The sequence below is a fragment of the Paraburkholderia rhynchosiae genome (genome assembly GCF_002879865.1).
Classification (GTDB): domain Bacteria; phylum Pseudomonadota; class Gammaproteobacteria; order Burkholderiales; family Burkholderiaceae; genus Paraburkholderia; species Paraburkholderia rhynchosiae.
Window position 1 is genome coordinate 1 of record NZ_PNXY01000042.1, and the last position, 16,613, is coordinate 16,613.

General features: G+C 59.6%; 11 protein-coding genes and 5 pseudogenes. 14 read left to right on the plus strand and 2 right to left on the minus strand.

The features are described from left to right. Window positions 1-458: 458 nt before the first annotated feature. Window positions 459-1,376 carry a LysR family transcriptional regulator gene (locus tag C0Z16_RS32705; protein WP_102636164.1) on the minus strand — a complete coding sequence of 306 codons (918 nt, stop codon included), beginning with the start codon at window positions 1,374-1,376 and terminating at the stop codon, window positions 459-461. A gap of 160 nt (window positions 1,377-1,536) precedes the next feature. On the opposite strand from C0Z16_RS32705, the gene C0Z16_RS32710 reads away from it, so the two are divergent. The 14 genes and pseudogenes from C0Z16_RS32710 to C0Z16_RS32775 all read left to right on the plus strand — a co-directional run. Beyond that, window positions 1,537-2,526 (plus strand): aldo/keto reductase, encoded by a 990-nt coding sequence (locus tag C0Z16_RS32710; protein ID WP_102636165.1) that lies wholly within the window; start codon window positions 1,537-1,539, stop codon window positions 2,524-2,526. Between the two features lie 96 nt (window positions 2,527-2,622). Further along, on the plus strand, window positions 2,623-3,618 hold the full coding sequence (locus C0Z16_RS32715) for an aldo/keto reductase (protein ID WP_102636166.1): 996 nt from the start codon (window positions 2,623-2,625) through the stop codon (window positions 3,616-3,618). A 50-nt stretch (window positions 3,619-3,668) separates the two neighbouring features. Next, window positions 3,669-4,502 carry an SDR family oxidoreductase gene (locus tag C0Z16_RS32720; RefSeq protein WP_102636167.1) on the plus strand — a complete coding sequence of 278 codons (834 nt, stop codon included), beginning with the start codon at window positions 3,669-3,671 and terminating at the stop codon, window positions 4,500-4,502. 626 nt (window positions 4,503-5,128) lie between these two features. Further along, window positions 5,129-5,683: pseudogene (locus tag C0Z16_RS32725) on the plus strand (P-type ATPase); the annotation flags it as partial. A gap of 59 nt (window positions 5,684-5,742) precedes the next feature. Continuing rightward, window positions 5,743-5,994, plus strand: a pseudogene (locus C0Z16_RS32730) (IS6 family transposase); the annotation flags it as partial. Between the two features lie 101 nt (window positions 5,995-6,095). Continuing rightward, window positions 6,096-6,911, plus strand: a complete 816-nt coding sequence (locus tag C0Z16_RS38435; RefSeq protein WP_175130787.1) for a hypothetical protein — start codon at window positions 6,096-6,098, stop codon at window positions 6,909-6,911. 185 nt (window positions 6,912-7,096) lie between these two features. Continuing rightward, window positions 7,097-8,119, plus strand: coding sequence for an IS110 family RNA-guided transposase (locus C0Z16_RS32740; protein ID WP_102636168.1), 1,023 nt, complete (start codon window positions 7,097-7,099; stop codon window positions 8,117-8,119). Between the two features lie 940 nt (window positions 8,120-9,059). Next, the gene (gene ltrA, locus C0Z16_RS32745; protein WP_102636169.1) at window positions 9,060-10,763 is read left to right on the plus strand and encodes a group II intron reverse transcriptase/maturase; all 1,704 of its coding nucleotides are present in this window, start codon (window positions 9,060-9,062) and stop codon (window positions 10,761-10,763) included. A gap of 135 nt (window positions 10,764-10,898) precedes the next feature. Beyond that, window positions 10,899-12,597, plus strand: a pseudogene (locus C0Z16_RS32750) (phage integrase family protein). A gap of 216 nt (window positions 12,598-12,813) precedes the next feature. Beyond that, a complete protein-coding gene (locus tag C0Z16_RS32755) occupies window positions 12,814-13,083 on the plus strand; it encodes a DUF1488 family protein (protein WP_102636190.1) in 270 nt (89 codons plus the stop codon). A 119-nt stretch (window positions 13,084-13,202) separates the two neighbouring features. Then, window positions 13,203-13,451: a DUF6537 domain-containing protein gene (locus C0Z16_RS39505; RefSeq protein WP_322788918.1), complete on the plus strand. Its 249-nt coding sequence runs from the start codon at window positions 13,203-13,205 to the stop codon at window positions 13,449-13,451. A gap of 17 nt (window positions 13,452-13,468) precedes the next feature. After that, window positions 13,469-14,233 carry an SDR family NAD(P)-dependent oxidoreductase gene (locus tag C0Z16_RS32765; protein WP_102636170.1) on the plus strand — a complete coding sequence of 255 codons (765 nt, stop codon included), beginning with the start codon at window positions 13,469-13,471 and terminating at the stop codon, window positions 14,231-14,233. A 25-nt stretch (window positions 14,234-14,258) separates the two neighbouring features. Next, window positions 14,259-15,392 (plus strand): annotated as a pseudogene (locus tag C0Z16_RS32770) (acetyl-CoA C-acyltransferase). Between the two features lie 16 nt (window positions 15,393-15,408). Then, window positions 15,409-15,675 (plus strand): annotated as a pseudogene (locus tag C0Z16_RS32775) (acyl-CoA dehydrogenase family protein); the annotation flags it as partial. Between the two features lie 290 nt (window positions 15,676-15,965). Here the strand turns inward: C0Z16_RS32775 and C0Z16_RS32780 are convergent. Beyond that, a complete protein-coding gene (locus C0Z16_RS32780; RefSeq protein WP_102636171.1) occupies window positions 15,966-16,607 on the minus strand; it encodes an ANTAR domain-containing response regulator in 642 nt (213 codons plus the stop codon). Between the last annotated feature and the right edge of the window lie 6 nt (window positions 16,608-16,613).

Genomic DNA, 16,613 nt, shown 5'->3' on the forward strand with positions numbered 1-16,613 from the left:
CGGCTCGTCAGACGGGCATCGCCCAGATTTGCCGCGCCGAATTCGATGTCGGCCCAGTCGTCCTGGTCATCCTGATTGTCGGTCGAAGGCAATTACGTGTAGTTCCTGTGGCGGTGCCTCAAGTTAACACCGCCTCAAGCTGTTTACAAGCGCTATCCCCGCGCAGATGTGGGTAATCCTGAGCTCCTATGGAGGCTGGTGCAACAGAACCGCCGCAGCAACCGCGGTAGGGACGCTTTTCGCCGAACGCGGCGTTGGCGCTGTCCAGGCGCCGATCAGCCCCGCCTGGCTCACCGGATCTAATAACGCTCGATCAGGCGAAGGATGACCGTCACGCGCGAACCGTCGGACAGATGGCGGGTGCCATCTCGCCCGGTCTGGTCGAAGAGCGAGCCGCGGATCGATGCCGCGATGCATGCTAGCGCTACCGAAACGGCGGTGTCCGTTGTTGGCCTGCCTCAGCCACCATTCAAATTGCCGCCAGTTTTTGCCCAACTCCTTACCGCATCGGAGAACAGCCTTAGGCCAGTAGGTAGATGGCGATTCGCCGGATAGTAGAGGCACAACCCTGGGAAGGATGGGCTCCATTCCGCCAACAGACGCACGAGCCGCCCTGCCGCGATGTGCTCGCTGACGTGATTAACGGGCATCCACGCTATGCCAATGCCTGCAAGCGCCGCCTGCACGACAAGGTTAAGATCGTCGAGCGTCAGTGCGCCATCAACGCCGACATGGGCACTTCTGCCCCGACGTATCAATTCCCACTCGAGCAGTGCTCCGCTTCCAAAACGGAAGCAGATGCAACGATGATCCGCCAACTCGTGCGGTTCCTTTGGAAGGCCGTGCCGTTCCAGATACGCGGGCGATGCTATCGCAGCAAAAGTCATTGCTGGCTGGAACTGGACTGCGATCATGTCGCGTGGCACATCGTCGCGCAACCGAATGCCGGCATCGAAGCCGTTCGCCACGATGTCGATGAGTCTCGAGTCTGTTACGAATTCGACGTGAATGTCTGGGTAGTGTTCGACAAATGCGGGCACGACATGCCGCACTAAGGGCAGCGCTGATGCTGCCGACGCGCTGATCTTGATGGTTCCAGTCGGTCGATCTCCCGTTGACACGACTTCGTTGATGGCGTCTTCCAGATCGCTTACAGCGGGGCGTACTCTACGGAAAAGCTTCTCCCCCGCTTCCGTCAACGCAACTGACCTCGTGGTGCGGTTGAACAGGCGGACCGACAACTTGGCTTCAAGGCCCCGCATGGAATGGCTCAACGCTGATGGTGATATTCCCAGTAGGCGTGCCGCCGCACGGAAGCTTTGCTGCTCGGCAATTGCGATAAACGCGGATAACTCAGGAAGTCCAGCCCGTGCCATTGATGTGATTTCCTCAACAGGTCGTGAAACGCAAGCACCATTGTTGAGTGTAATACATCAACCTACACTGTGTTGTCCAGTCCGTGAACTCATTACCAAGTCGCATCTGCCCGGCAAGCCGCGCGCGCGGCGCTGTCAGTCGCGATGGAAAGGAGAAGACATGAAAACCCGTAAGCTCGGAAAGATCGGTCCCGAAGTATCCGCGCTAGGCTTCGGCTGCATGGGTCTGGACTTCGGCTATGCCAATAAGGTCAGTCGTGCGGACGGCGTTGCGCTCATCCGCGCGGCGGCGCAACGTGGCGTCACGTTTTTCGACACCGCCGAAGTCTATGGCCCCTTCACCAATGAAGAAATGGTAGGCGAAGCACTTCGACCGATTCGAGATCAGGTCGTGATCGCCACGAAATTCGGCTTCAACATCATTGATGGCAAGCAGGTAGGGCTCAACAGTCGGCCTGAAAATATCAGGAAGGTTGCTGACGAGTCCCTGAAGCGGCTCGGCATCGACGTTATCGACCTCTTCTATCAGCATCGCGTCGATCCTGCCGTTCCCATCGAAGACGTGGCGGGCGCGGTAAAAGGCCTGATCGACGAAGGAAAGGTCCGCTATTTCGGACTATCTGAACCTGGCGCGCAAACAGTGCGTCGCGCTCACGCCGTGCAGCCGATTGCCGCGTTGCAGAATGAATACTCGCTGTGGACGCGCGGGCCCGAAACGAATGGGATCCTCGCCGCCTGCGAAGAACTTGGTATCGGTCTGGTTCCCTACAGCCCGCTCGGCAAAGGCTTTTTGACCGGTGCCATGAGCAAAGACACGCGACTCGGTGAAGGCGACTTCCGCAACCTGCTGCCGCGATTTACGCCCGAAGCGATGGAGAAAAATCAGGCGTTAATCGATCTGCTTCGCCGCATCGCCGAAGAAAAAGAAGCAACGCCGGCGCAAATCGCACTTGCTTGGTTGCTCGCGAAAAAGCCATGGATCGTACCGATCCCCGGAACCACGAAGCTGCATCGGCTCGAGGAAAACCTTGCCGCTATAGATGTTGCGCTGACGCCGGGCGATCTGGATGCCATCGGCCACGCGCTCGCCGCCATCGACATCGAAGGTGAGCGCTATCCGGCGCAGCTCCTTGCCACGACGGGACTCTAAGTCGATCCGTCAAGCGCAATCCGATGCGACACAGCGCTGGCCGTCGCCACGGCAGCGCTGGTCGCGCCTGAGCCAGATTTATATAGGTATCGCAACATGCAAAAACGAAAACTTGGGAATAGCGGTCTTGAAGTCTCGGCCCTTGGGCTTGGCTGCATGGGACTGAGCCACGCCTACGGCTCCGCAGTGGACACGGACGCGGGCATTGCGCTCATTCGCAGCGCTGTCGAGCGCGGCGTCACGTTTTTTGACACAGCGGAAGCGTACGGGCCATTCACGAATGAAGACCTGGTCGGAGAAGCGCTTGAGCCTTTCCGCAATGATGTTGTGATCGCCACGAAGTTCGGCTTCGACATCGACTTGAATACGGGCGAACGCCTCTCCGGCACGAACAGTCGCCCTGAACATATCCGGGAGGTTGCAGAAGCGTCGCTAAAGCGGCTTCGTGTCGAAGCCATCGACCTTTTCTATCAACACAGGGTCGATCCCGCAGTGCCGATTGAGGACGTGGCAGGCACCGTAAAAGACCTGATTGCCGAAGGAAAGGTCAAGCATTTTGGTTTATCCGAAGCAAGCGCTCAGACAATCCGACGCGCACACGCTGTTCAGCCTGTGGCGGCCTTGCAAAGCGAATATTCGCTTTGGTATCGCGGACCGGAAACTGAAATTCTGCCAACGCTAGAAGAACTCGGCATCGGTTTCGTGCCGTTTAGTCCACTCGGCGCTGGATTTCTGACCGGCAAGATCGACGCATCAACGACATTCGACAGTACGGACTTCCGCGCCAGCGTTCCCCGATTCGCGCCTGAAGCGCGGGAAGCGAACCTCGCGCTAGTCGAATTGGTGCGTGCCGTCGCAGACAAGAATGGCTGTACGCCAGCGCAAATCGCACTTGCCTGGTTGCTCGCTCAAGAGCCATGGATCATACCGATCCCCGGCACTACAAAGCCGCACCGGCTCGAAGAAAACCTTGGCGCCGTACACGTCGAACTGACGACTGACGATTTGCAATCTATCAGCGACGCAGCCGCAAAAATTCCGCTACAGGGCGAACGCCTCCCCGGAGCCGCCCTCCGGATGACAGGGCTGTAATGTGTACGTTGAGCGGCCGCAGACCTGATTAATGAAGTAGGAGAAAAAACATGAGCAAAGACGTTATCGTCATCATAGGTGCGGGTGGTATTGGCGTCGTTATCGGTCGCCAGCAAGGCTTCGGGAAAATCGTCTTGCTGGCGGATTTCAATGAAAAGACGCTGGACAGCGCCGCACGATCGATGCGCGAAGCGGGTTACACGGTCGAGATTCAGCTAGTGGATGTCACGTCTCGTGACTCGGTACAGAAGTTGGCAGCGAAGGCCGCCGCACTCGGTAGCGTCGTGCAGGTAGTCAACACCGCAGGCGTTTCCCCCAATATGGCGTCCGTCGAAGGCGTCCTGAAGGTCGACCTTTACGGCGCTGCTGTGGTGTTCGATGAATTCGGCATGGTCATTGCGCCCAACGGGGCCGGACTCATTATTTCGAGCATGGCCGGTCATATGATGCCCGCGCTGCCGCCTGAGCAAGATCACGCATTGCTCCATACGCCGACCGAAGAACTGCTTCGTCTTCCGTTTCTTCAACCCGATGCGATACCAAACTCGGTCGTCGCCTATATGCTTGCAAAGCGCGCTAATCATCTGCGCGTTCAGGCATCGGCCATGACGTGGGGCGAGCGTGGTGCGCGCGTTAATTCCATCAGCCCCGGCATCATCGTCACGCCACTTGCACTGCACGAATTGAACTCGGAGATCGGCGATATGTATCGGGCCATGGTGGACGCGTCACCAGCGAAGCGAATGGCCCCGCCCGACGAGATTGCTGTAGCGGCGTCTTATCTGCTCGGCCCCACCGCCGGATTCATCACAGGCAGCGACCTGTTGATCGACGGCGGCGTGATCGCTGCAATGAAGACAGGTAAATTGCCCGCCCCGAACTGATGATCTGCAGCGCGAGTGCTGCCAGCCGCCAGTTCTTCCTCTCCACTCCGCCCACGTCGATTGACGGTACGACGTACCCACAACATGAAAGTATGAGCAGGACGCCGCAGTGAATTTGACGTCGATCATCGTCTGTCATGAGAGACGCACGTCTGCTGCGCGTTCTCCCTTCGATTCTTCACGCTCGGTCGTGCAGGGAACGCCGACATCGGCTCGGGAACACTGACCGGATTCGCAGCGCTACCTGAAAATCACCGCGTTCAGTGTGACAGCATCGATGGGCAAGGGCTATAGTTGCGCAAGCGCAGATTCTCTTTGCGTTTGGCTGAATTAATCCCGCGTCTGCTTCATTTGCAACACCCCTGGTGCTTGCGCAGTCCTCAATGTGTTGCATCCACCGGTCAAATCGACCGACTGAAAACGGTTACCCCAAAGTGAACCGCTTGACTCAGGTCAACGGCCACCTGTTCGGTCCGCGTCATTCTCAACATAGGTTCGCGGTTTGTGCAGGGCGCCTTTCGGCGGCGCCTTAAGCGCTCTTGTGCCGGCCACAGCAAATCACAGCTGCGCCAGCGACGCCAAACGTCGTCGCCTCGCACAATGTCCCTAATGGAATTGACACCAAGATGCAGGCAAGTCCCGTTGATTCCGCCCCAGACCTGGCAGCACGCGATGCCGAATCTGCATCGCCTGTCGGGCGCGTCGACATGCGGCGTGGTCTGTCGCACGCGCAGGTAGAAGAACAGCGCGCCCGTTTCGGCCGAAACTTCGTAGACTCGAAAGCCCGCCGCACCTGGTGGCAGACGCTTAAGGAAGTACTGAGCGAGCCCATGTTTCTTCTGCTCCTCGGCGCGACCGGCATCTACTTTCTGCTTGGCGATGTGTCGGAGGCCCTGGCGCTTCTCGCATTTGTCGGCGCGATTGTCCTGATGACCGTTTTTCAAAGCCATTGTACCGCTCGGGTACTCGACTCTCTTCGCGAACTGTCCGCGCCCCGGGCGCAGGTACTTCGGGACGGTCAGCGGCAACTCGTTTCCGCAGCCGAACTGGTGCCAGGCGGCGTCGTTTTCGTCGATGAAGGCGCTCGCGTCCCGGCCGACGGCATCGTAACAGAAGCTCACGAGCTGAGCGTGGACGAGTCGCTCATGACGGGCGAATCCGTTTCGGTGAGCAAGTCCGTTGGGTTCTGGTGCGAATTCGTGGTGAGCTAAAGTGGAGGCTTTAGCGGCGGTGATGCAGGATGGCGAAGAAGCTCCGGGATCTGGACGAGCTGTTCAAAGGTCGGCACGTTGAACGCGAACTCATCATTCTCTGTGTGCGCTGGTATTGCCGCTACAAGCTCTCGTATCGGGACCTCGTTGAAATGATGGTGGAACGCGGACTGCACGTCGCACATACGACCATCATGCGCTGGGTCCAACGCTACGTGCCGGACTTCGAGAAGCGTTGGGCCCGTTATGCGCGCAAAACCTGCCGCTCGTGGCGCGTCGATTTGTTGCCATGCTTTGGGCGCGCTCGGTCGAACCCGGCGTCGAACAACGATGCTGGCCGTACCGACTCCCCTCACCCGGATTTAATGGCACGCTTGCAGCGATGGTGACGGCTGATTATCAGCTCCGCGGCGCGGATGGTGCCGACAACAGGACGCGGCACTGGCTGCAATGCCACGCAGCTCGGGTGAGCCTCGGAGTGCGCTGGCGCGACGCCCAGGCGCGTACCACTGCCGCTGCGCGCCTTGGACTTGCCAGATGGGACAACGGATCGCCCGAGACATCGTGGAAGGACAGTGCATGGCTCGCGCTCGTCTCGCCTTTTGGCGTTCGATTCGCGACGTCAAACTTTACAAACTGGTCAACGGAACCGCGTGCCAGCAAATCGCTGCGGAAGGCGGCAAACGTCGCGCGTGAGCAGGCGCGTCATGACGCGATGTGGGCGGCCAGTAATGGCGCGTGCCTGACCTGCTCGGACGCTGACGGCTGGCACGTGACCGATGCAATCGCTCCGGTCGATCTTGATGTTTTCCGCCGTCGATTGCTAGGCTGGCAAAACGGGCGCCCATGGTGCTGGCTTTATCGGTCGGCCGAAAGGCGCTTCGTTGCCAGATGGGATCACGCACCACTGCAGGCGCTCGGCGCCACGCCACGCGAGGCAATTGCTACTCTGCGGCGTTGCGCGATCGATTATCAGCGCATCTGTCAAATCACCTTGCCAATTGCTCCGCAAGCGTTGACCATCGCGCCCGAGCCGATAGCGACGCAATCAACGACACACTACCGCTTTTCCGTGGGCGCTGCCCGGTGCGCCGAAAGCTTCTGGTCGCACGCACGAATCCTTGCTGAAGCGGCCCGCAAATTCCATCGCGAAAGCGGATCCTGGCAACCCAACGAAAAGGAGCAAAATGGCGGATAAAGCACATCAGCGTGGTCGAGCAAAGTCGCGTGACCGTCGCTGCAAACCATTGAATTGACAGCTGCGACCGTCTGAGAGCAAGTAGAACCAACTTTAGTTGAAATTTAGTACCAACTAATGAGATGGTCCCTCCCGCCTCGCGAGTGAGTTAGCCTAGCGGTGCTAAATCCCGATCGGAGACCATCATGGAAGACGTGACACTCGTTGGCATTGATTTAGGGAAACACACGTTCCACTTGCATGGGCAGGACAAGAAAGGAAAAGGCCTGTTTCGCAAGAAGCTAAACCGCAAGCAGACGATCGAATTCTTCGCGACGTTCCATGCCTGCACCGTGGTGATGGAGGCCTGTGCCGGCGCACATCACATGGCTCGCAAGCTGGCGTCGTTTGGACATCAGGTTAAGCTTATCTCGCCGCAGTTCGTCCGGCCCTTCGTCAAGTCGAACAAGAATGATTTCGTCGACGCAGAAGCCATCTGCGAAGCAGCTTCCCGGCCGGCCATGCGATTCGTGACTCCAAAAACAGAGGCGCGGCAAGTCCTTTCAGCGTTGCACCGGGTTCGCGAATCTTTGGTGCGAGATCGGACGAAGACCGTAAACCAAGTCCACGGATTTCTGCTGGAGTTTGGCGTCAGCTTGCCCGTCGGGAAAGCCACTATGACGCGCCTTGCGGCTATCCTCGCTGAACATTCTCTTCCACCGACTCTTGTAGTGATCCTTGAGCGATTGCATGCCCACTATAAATATCTTAACGAACAGGTCACGGAAAACGACAAGGAAATATCCCGTCACCTTGCCGCCGATGAACTCGGCCAGCGTTTGCTCGCTATTCCTGGCGTGGGCCCCATCACAGCAAGCGTGCTAACGGCGGAGATGGGTGATGGAACCCAGTATCAGAACAGTCGCGATTTCGCAGCTGCGGTCGGGTTAGTGCCACGGCAGTACAGTACAGGCGGGCGGGCCAACCTCCTCGGTATCAGCAGACGGGGGGACAAGAACATTCGGCGATTGCTCGTGTCGTGCGCGCGCTCGTACATGATGCGACTAGACAAGCAGACCGGCGCCTTAGCAGATTGGGTTCGAACCCTGCTGACGCGACGGCACTCGAACGTCGTCGCCTGCGCACTCGCCAACAAATTGGCAAGAACGGCTTGGGCAATGGCCACGCACCATACTGTATTCCACAGTGATCCGACCGCTGTTGTTTGAGAAGACGGCTAACACTGCATCACCCAACTGCTTTTGCGACGACTGAAATTTGATGACGTGAACGGCATAACGGCCTGACGGACAACCTGGACAACTAATCGGCCTTTTAAAGCCGCCCAACTTTTTAGGACTGTCAGGCGCGAATCTCATCGTGGCGCGAGGAGCGATCCTCACAACGACGCCGAATAGATTTGTGCAAGCCAACAACGACATTGAAAATCAGGGTTGCAAAAATGGGAGGGACCATAGATTAGTTGTGTGAGCGGAAGCGTACTTCGACGAAAAATGGCAACGTGAATCGCACTATTAGGATAAGTTTTCTTATGTGCGACGTGAGGTCGCTTCGTTCGTTGTTTTACCGTCGATGTCTGGCGGGAGGAAACCGGGCGTTCCGTCGCCCGTAGTCTATTGGTGCATGCGGGGCTGGTAGCGGCGCCGTGTGAAGCCACCGAGACAATGTAGCCCGGCGCAAGCTAAGCCGTGGTCGTGAGACGACGGTGCCTCTGCGAGTGTCAATGCGGAGGGGGCGCTAGACTGGATGGCAGGGTTAAGGCATTTGAACTGCTGATAAACATCGTTAACTTAGACGGGCCAAAGACACTGATAGGCCCCACCCAAAACGGGAACGTAGCAGGTCTGCCCTTTATAAGATGGGGCAGCGCGGACATGGTGCTACCGGTGGAGAAGCAGAACCTAAACCATTCCTGCGAACGATGCGGAACACGGAAACCCCGTATCTCTGCCCAGTCGGGCAAGCCGACCGTGAGGAAAGCTGTTGGAGGTGCGGGAACAGGAGTGCGGAGAAAGCGAACGCCGTCCTGTAATCGGACGGATAGGGATTGCGCCGCAAGGCAACATCATCCTACGCGAAAGCGGGCAGACTTCCGCATGGTCTTTCGTCACGAAAGAGTCTGACGAACCTTCAAAGGAGGAGAAGCAAATGACAGTGCAGCAAGCCGGCACCGGTGCGTCCTCCGATCGCGCAATGCATTGGAACGATGTCGATTGGGCCCGATGCTATCGTGAGATTCGAAGGCTGCAGGCTCGCATCGTGAAGGCGACACAGGACGGCAAGTACGGCAAGGTGAAGGCTTTGCAGTGGTTGCTGACCCACTCGTTCAGCGGCAAGGCACTCGCCGTCAGACGGGTGACTGAGAATCAGGGTAGACGGACTCCCGGCGTAGACGGCCTCACATGGTCTACGCCGAGGTCCCGCCTCCAGGCAGTGAAGTCTCTAAAGCGGCGGGGCTACCGCCCTCTGCCGCTGAGACGAATATATATCCCGAAAGCCGACGGGAAACGGCTGAGACCTCTTGGAATTCCCTGCATGGTCGACAGAGCGCAACAGGCGCTTCATCTGCTTGCACTCGAACCTGTTGCAGAAACCATGGCGGATCCGAACTCTTATGGGTTCAGAGCCACCCGCTCCACGGCCGACGCGATAGAACAGTGCTTTATCTCACTGGCCAGCAGCAATCGCGCGCAGTGGATTCTGGAGGCCGACATCCGGAGCTGCTTTGATGAAATTTCGCATGATTGGTTGGTCGCCCACATCCCAACGGACAAAGCGATACTGCGAAAGTGGTTGAAGGCTGGCTACCTTCACAACAGTGTCTTTCACTCGACGGAAGCGGGTACGCCTCAGGGCGGTATTATCTCGCCCACGTTGATGAACATGACTCTCGATGGGTTAGAACGAACACTTCTTGCGAAGTTCTGCAGAGGCGGCCGGAATCCGTCGAAGGTTAACGTCGTTCGATATGCAGATGACTTTGTTATCACTGGCGCGACGCGAGAAGTGCTGGAGGATGAAGTCATGCCGCTGGTCGTGCAGTTTCTTGCACAGCGGGGATTATCGCTGTCACGGGAGAAGACCCGGATCACGCATATCAACGATGGGTTCGATTTCCTGGGCATGAACGTTCGCAAGTACGACGGCAAGTTGTTGATCAAGCCGGCCAAAACGAGCGTTCAGCGCTTCATGCGGAAGCTTCGGGACGTCGTGAAAGGCAATGCAACGCTAAGACACGATCGTCTGATCCGCCTGCTCAACCCAAAGATTCGCGGTTGGGCGGATTATTATCGGCATGTCGTGGCGAAGCGCACCTTTAACAAGGTTGCTCATGCGATTTGGCAATGTCTATGGCGTTGGGCGAAGCGCCGACACCCGCAGAAGAACTCGCACTGGGTACGTCGGAAGTACTTTCGAACCGTTGGCGCCCGCCAATGGGTCTTTGGTACGGCGACGGACAAAGTGCTCAGCAATGGAAAGCGTGAACTTCTGACGCTGTACGACATTGTCGGCACGCCGATCCGGCGGCACCGCAAGATCAAGGGTGCCGCAAACCCGTTCGACCCGCAGTGGGAAAGTTATTTCGAAGAGCGGTTGGGCTTCGCGATGATGGACTCGCTCAAGGGCCGGATGCGGCTGATCCGGTTGTGGCTCGATCAGCAGAGGTCCTGTCCGGTCTGTCGTCAAATGATCACGAAATCCAGTGGCTGGCGGCTGTACCACCTGGAGCGAAAGATCGATGGCGGTAAGGACACGATCAGCAACCTGACGATGCTTCACCCGGATTGCCATCGGGCCGCGCGTGCCCTCGGACTCTCAGTAGTGAAACCGGCCTCGGCAATGGGGCTTTGAAAGGCTTGAGCCGTGTGCTGGGAAACTCGCATGCACGGTTCTTAGGGGGCGGCGGTGCAGTAATGCACCGCTGCTACCCGACCTTAAGGCACTGGTTTTCAGGCTAAACTCCGGGGTATGAAAACGCGCCTCACCCTGCCCTCCGCGCCCGCTGCTGACGCTGACTCTTCCGGGTCCGGTTTTCCCGCTGCCGACGAGCTTGCCATGCTGCGCGCGTGGTACGCCGGTGTACCCGTGCGGCAGGCCGTCGCGCGCTACCTGCCCGCCGCACTCGGTGACGGGAAATCCGCACGCGGCGTGCTCGGGCGCGTCCGCGGCAAGCTGCTGGAGGTTGCGCGCGCGGCCCATCGCGGCGATCTCGTCACACTCCTCACTCATCCGGCAGCGGGACGCGAGCAGTACGCGAAAGGCGTGGCGCAGGCGATCGATGCGCTGCGCACCGCGCGCGCGCCGGAACCGCAGATCGCCGACGACATCGCGCAGTGGTTTTCCCCGCGCGCGATGCGCGTGCTGCACGCGTACGGCATCACGACGCTCGCTGATCTGACCGTGCGCATTCCGCGCCGGCGCCAGTGGTGGAAGGCCGTGCCGGGGCTCGGCATGGCGAGCGCCCGTTCGATCGAGGCGTTCTTCGCCGCCTGGCCCGCCCTCACGGACAGGGCGCGTGCGCTGGTGGTCGCGGGCCAGCGCGGCGACATCGTGCCGTGGGAAACCCTCAAACTGCCGCACGAGGTCGACGGCTCCGCCGGCACGTTCCGCGCACCGGCCGCCACCTGCACGCTCGACGCGCCCAACGACTACGAGGCCGTGCAGACGTGGCTGTCCCTGCACGAGTCGCCCGCCACACAGCGGACCTACCGCAAGGAAGCCGAGCGGCTGATCCTGTGGGCCATCGTCGAGCGGGGCCGCGCACTGTCGTCACTCACGACCGAAGACGCGATCGCATACCGCACGTTCCTGCGTCATCCGTCGCCGCGCGGACGCTGGATTGGCCCGGTGCGTCCGCGCACGTCACCGGACTGGCGGCCGTTTAACGGCAGCCTGTCGGCACGCTCGGTCGCGCACGCGCTGTCGATTCTTGGCGCCCTGTTCCGCTGGCTGGTCGAACAGCGCTACGTGCTGGCCAATCCGTTTGCGGGCATCAGGGTGCGCGGCGGCAAGACGGCGTCGGCGCTCGACGCGTCGCGCGCCTTTACCGACGGCGAATGGGCACTCGTTCGTACGATGGCCGACGGGGTGGAATGGTCTCACGGCTGGACGGTTCCGGCCGCGCAGCGCTTGCGGTTCCTGCTCGATTTCGGCTTTGCGACGGGTTTGCGCGCGAGTGAGCTGGTCGGCGCGACGCTGGGCCACGTCGAGACGGACGCACGCGGCGAACACTGGCTGCGCGTCACCGGCAAAGGCGGCAAGCTCGCGCGGGTGGCGCTGCCGCCGCTCGCGTGGGACGCACTGACCCGCTATCTGGCCGGGCGCCAGCTGCCGACGTCTACGGCGCGCTGGCGGCCGGACACACCGGTCATCGGCAGCCTTGGACGCGGACCGTAGCGCAGCCATCAGCAGTGTGCGCCTGTGGGGTGTCCTCGAGCGTTTTCTCGTCCTTGCCGCCAGTGCGATCGAGGCCGATCACCCGCCGCTCGCGGAGAAGCTGCGCCGCGCGAGCCCCCACTGGTTGCGTCACACCCACGCTACCTACGCGCTCGGTCACGGCGCCGAACTGACCACGGTGCGCGACAACCTGCGGCACGCCTCGGTGTCGACCACCTCGATCTACCTGCATAGCGACGAGGTGAAGCGTGCGCGGCAGATCAGTGAGGCGTTTAGGACCCCGAAGTGAGCCGGACGACCTGTATGACCGCTAGCCCGGTGGATGACTGTTTCCTGATAACCGGTCGATCGCCGGTACAAACCGGCAAGCGGAGCGCGCAATGCTCCGCCGGCTTTTTGTGATGTCAGGCAGCCTGTGGGCCTGATGCCCGCGACCATCGCTGGCATCATCCGAGCGATCGACAGCCTGCTCACTCGCCTACGAGATAAACGCCCGGAACCCGCCATGGAAAAACCTGAATTCGAGCCGCAGATTCTGGCAAGTCGACAAGGCGTGTCGTTCTGGCTCGTCCGCGGAGACACCACCATCGAATGCATTGTCACGATCGCGGCGCTGGAGGCCCAGTTCTGGCTTGAGCCGGGGGCCGGGGACGCTCGGATCCTGAGGATCTTCCGGGACGGGTACAGCCGCATCCGCGCGATCGCCGAACGGAAGCTACTTGCGCATCCGTGCGCACGCCTGGAACTGACACCCGATGACTTCGAGCGCCCCTGAACGGCGCGGGTGAACTGGGCACGTCTTCTCGAAGCATGAATAATCTAGCCGGCGGCCCTTTTTTGCGCAACGCTGTTGTGGCGGAGCCAAGCCGGCCGCTGCGAGGGCCTGACCGTTAGTTGCATACCTCACCGGAGCCCGGGACGGCCCAAATAGCGGCCAGCTCGACTGACACCTGCTTCGAAGACGATGTCGAGCTTGCACTCGCCAACCTTTCTCTGACGAATCACAAAACTGCGGTTGACCTCGTGACGCTTCCTTTGGCGATTCGTGGCTTCGGGTTCGTGAAAGAAAACAACTACAAGGCGGCACAGCAACGCCGAAGCGCCTACCGAACCCAATTGTCGAATGGCTTGTGCCGTTCCTGAGTGAAAAGGAAACATACATGCACATCAACAACAGCGTCATCGTCATCACTGGTGGCGGCTCGGGTCTGGGAGCTGCGACCGCGCGGCTTCTGGTCGAGCGTGGAGCACACGTGGTATTGGCCGACATCACAGAGGAAGCAGGTTCAACGACAGCGACCCGCCTCGGCGCCAACGCTCACTTTGTAGCCACAGACGTCACGAAGGAAGAAAGTGTCGTTGCGTTGGTCTCGGCCGTGAAGGAAATCGGCTCAATTCGCGGCGTCATCAACTGGGCTGGGGTCGCACCCGCGGAGAAGATTGTGGGCCGAGAGGGTCCGCATCGACTGGACACATTCGCTCGAACAATCAATATCAATCTCATCGGCACGTTCAACGTCGTGCGCCTTTGCGCGGCGGCAATGTCGGAAAACGAACCGGATGAGATGGGTGAGCGTGGCGTCATCATCAACACGGCTTCTGTCGCCGCGTTCGATGGCCAGGTTGGACAAGCAGGCTATGCCGCGTCCAAAGGCGCAGTTGTGGCCATGACGTTACCTATCGCTAGAGAGCTTTCTCGCTATGGCATCCGGGTGATGACGATTGCACCGGGAATCATGGAAACCCGAATGCTGTTGGGAATGCCTGCGGAGGTACAGGAGTCCCTCCGAAAGATGGTCCCCTTCCCCTCGCGTCTCGGCAAACCACAGGAGTACGCGCAACTCGCCGAGCACATCCTGCTGAACACATATTTGAACGGCGAAGTTATCCGCCCCGACGGCGCTATTCGTATGGCTGCGCGCTGAGCGCGCCGACAATGGAGAGAGACAAATGAGCAATGACCCGGTTGTTATCGTATCTGCGGCCCAAACTCCGATGGGCGGTTTTCAAGGTGACTTGAACCTGTTGACTGCACCGGAACTCGGTGGCCGTAGCAATCAAGGCGGCGCTTGAGCGCGCCGGCGTTAGCGGGAGCCACGTGGACGAACTGACGCTCGGCTGTGTTCTTTCCGCTGGTTTAGGGCAAAGCACCCGCACGGCAAGCTGCGATTGCAGGAGGACTTCCTCTGTCTGTCCACTGTTCGACCTTGTGGCGGGAAGTGCTTCCGTAATCGTCGCCGGCGGGATGGAGTCCATGAGCAATGCGCCGTACCTGTTGCCGAAAGCGCGCGCTGGGCTACGCATGGGGCACGCTCCGGCGCTCGACCATATGTTCTTCGACGGGCTTGAGGACGCCTACTTCGACCGCGGGCGTTTAATGGGCACATTTGCCGAGGACTGCGCCGAACAATTTTGCTTCACCCGAGGCGACCAGGATTCATACGCGATAGCCTCGACCATCAAGGCTCAGCAAGCGATTGAAAGCGGCGCGTTCGATCGGGAGCTTGCACCCGTCACAGTCACAAGCAAGGCCGGCGAAAAGACTGTAGATACCGACGAACAGCCGCCGAAGGCGCGGCTCGACAAGATTCAGAACCTGAAACCAGCCTTCAGGAAGGACGGCACCGTCACAGCAGCCAACTCGAGCTCCATTTCCGACGGTGCCGCGGCGCTGGTTTGATGCGCCGCTCGACCGCGCAGGCCCTCGGCCTTGAGCCGTTAGCTGCAGTCGTCGGGCATAGCGCATACGCTGACGAGCCTCGCTTGTTCACAACGGCACCGATAGGCGCAATCCGCAGGCTGCTCGACAAAACAGGGTGGTCGATAGGCGACGTGGACTCGTGGGAAATCAATGAAGCGTTCGCCGTCGTTTCGATGGCCTGCACCAAAGAACTGGGCATCGCTCCGGAGAAGGTCAACATCCATGGCGGCGCATGCGCATTGGGTCACCCCATTGGCGCATCAGGTGCTCGCATTCTCGTGACGCTGTTGGGTGCGCTTCTAAAGACCGGCGGCAAGCGAGGCATCGCGAGTTTGTGCATTGGCGGCGGTGAAGCAACTGCGGTGGCCATCGAGGTGATCTGAATCAGGAGAAGCGACAATGATGCTTACGCAAGAACATGAAATGATTCGCGAGTCTATCCGGACGTTCGCGTCGGAGCGCCTTGCACCGCATGCAGCCGACTGGGATAAAAACCACACGTTTCCCGCGGCCGCGCTTAAAGAGCTTGGCGAATTAGGCGCGTTGGGGATGGTCGTTGAAGAAAAATGGGGTGGCGCCGGGCTGGATTATCTGAGTCTCGCGCTTGCTCTTGAGGAGATTGCGGCGGGTGATGGTGCAACCTCTACGATTGTAAGCGTGCAGAATTCTCTAGCCTGGACTAATCGCTCAAGACACCGGATCAAGCAGAACGCGGAAACGCCCACGCGGCAATATCTCCCCACCCCGATAGTGCGACGATCAACACGTTCCCACGTTGACCGCACACGGCTCCAGCTTCGCGGAATACGGGAGCATTTGGGCACGGGCGCCACTGCCTGCCTACAATTGCACGCCTTCTTGTTGCCATAGGCTGTATTGCCTTGGGGAGAGAGTCCGTACATCGCATCGGAGTCCGCGGGCGGAACAGCGCCGACTATGTGACTATCAGAATCCTCTCAACAGCCAAAAGACAGGATGTCGTTCGCATTGGTAATCGCCGCCGCAATTTCTTCAACCGTCATGCGTTTGGCCATAGCCTGCTCGCGAATGATACGGTAGGCCTCGGCCTTGTCCACGCCCCGTTGGCGGCAGAGGATATCCTGTGCGTCGGCGATCCTGCGGGCACCGCCAAGCTTTTCCTCGAGCCGCAGGACGCGCCTCTTGAGCTTTTTCGTGTGGGCGGCGATTTCGCGCCCCAGAACAAGCGCGCTCAACAAGCCAAACGAACGGATCGGCGAAGCAACCACTGCCTTCGCGCCAATGCGCAACACCGCTTCGATGACAGTCGGATTCTCGTAATTGATGACCGCGATCAACGGCGGGGCATCTTCGGCCGCGCTCCAGTCGTAGGCGAGATTTAGCATGTCGGGAAAAAGAGCGATGAACACTACATCGCTGCCTTCCGGCGGCGCCGGCAACGGCGGCCAGAAAGCCTGCACCTGGCAGCCTATGCGTTGCAATTGCTGCGTCAGTTGTGCGCCGTCGCTATCGTTGGGATGAAAAACGCAAACCCGCAGCGAGCGAAGATCCCTGAGTAGATGAGAAATAGGCCTGACCCGCTCGTGCCCGCCGACATAGCGCTTGACTTCGTCGCTCATGCAATG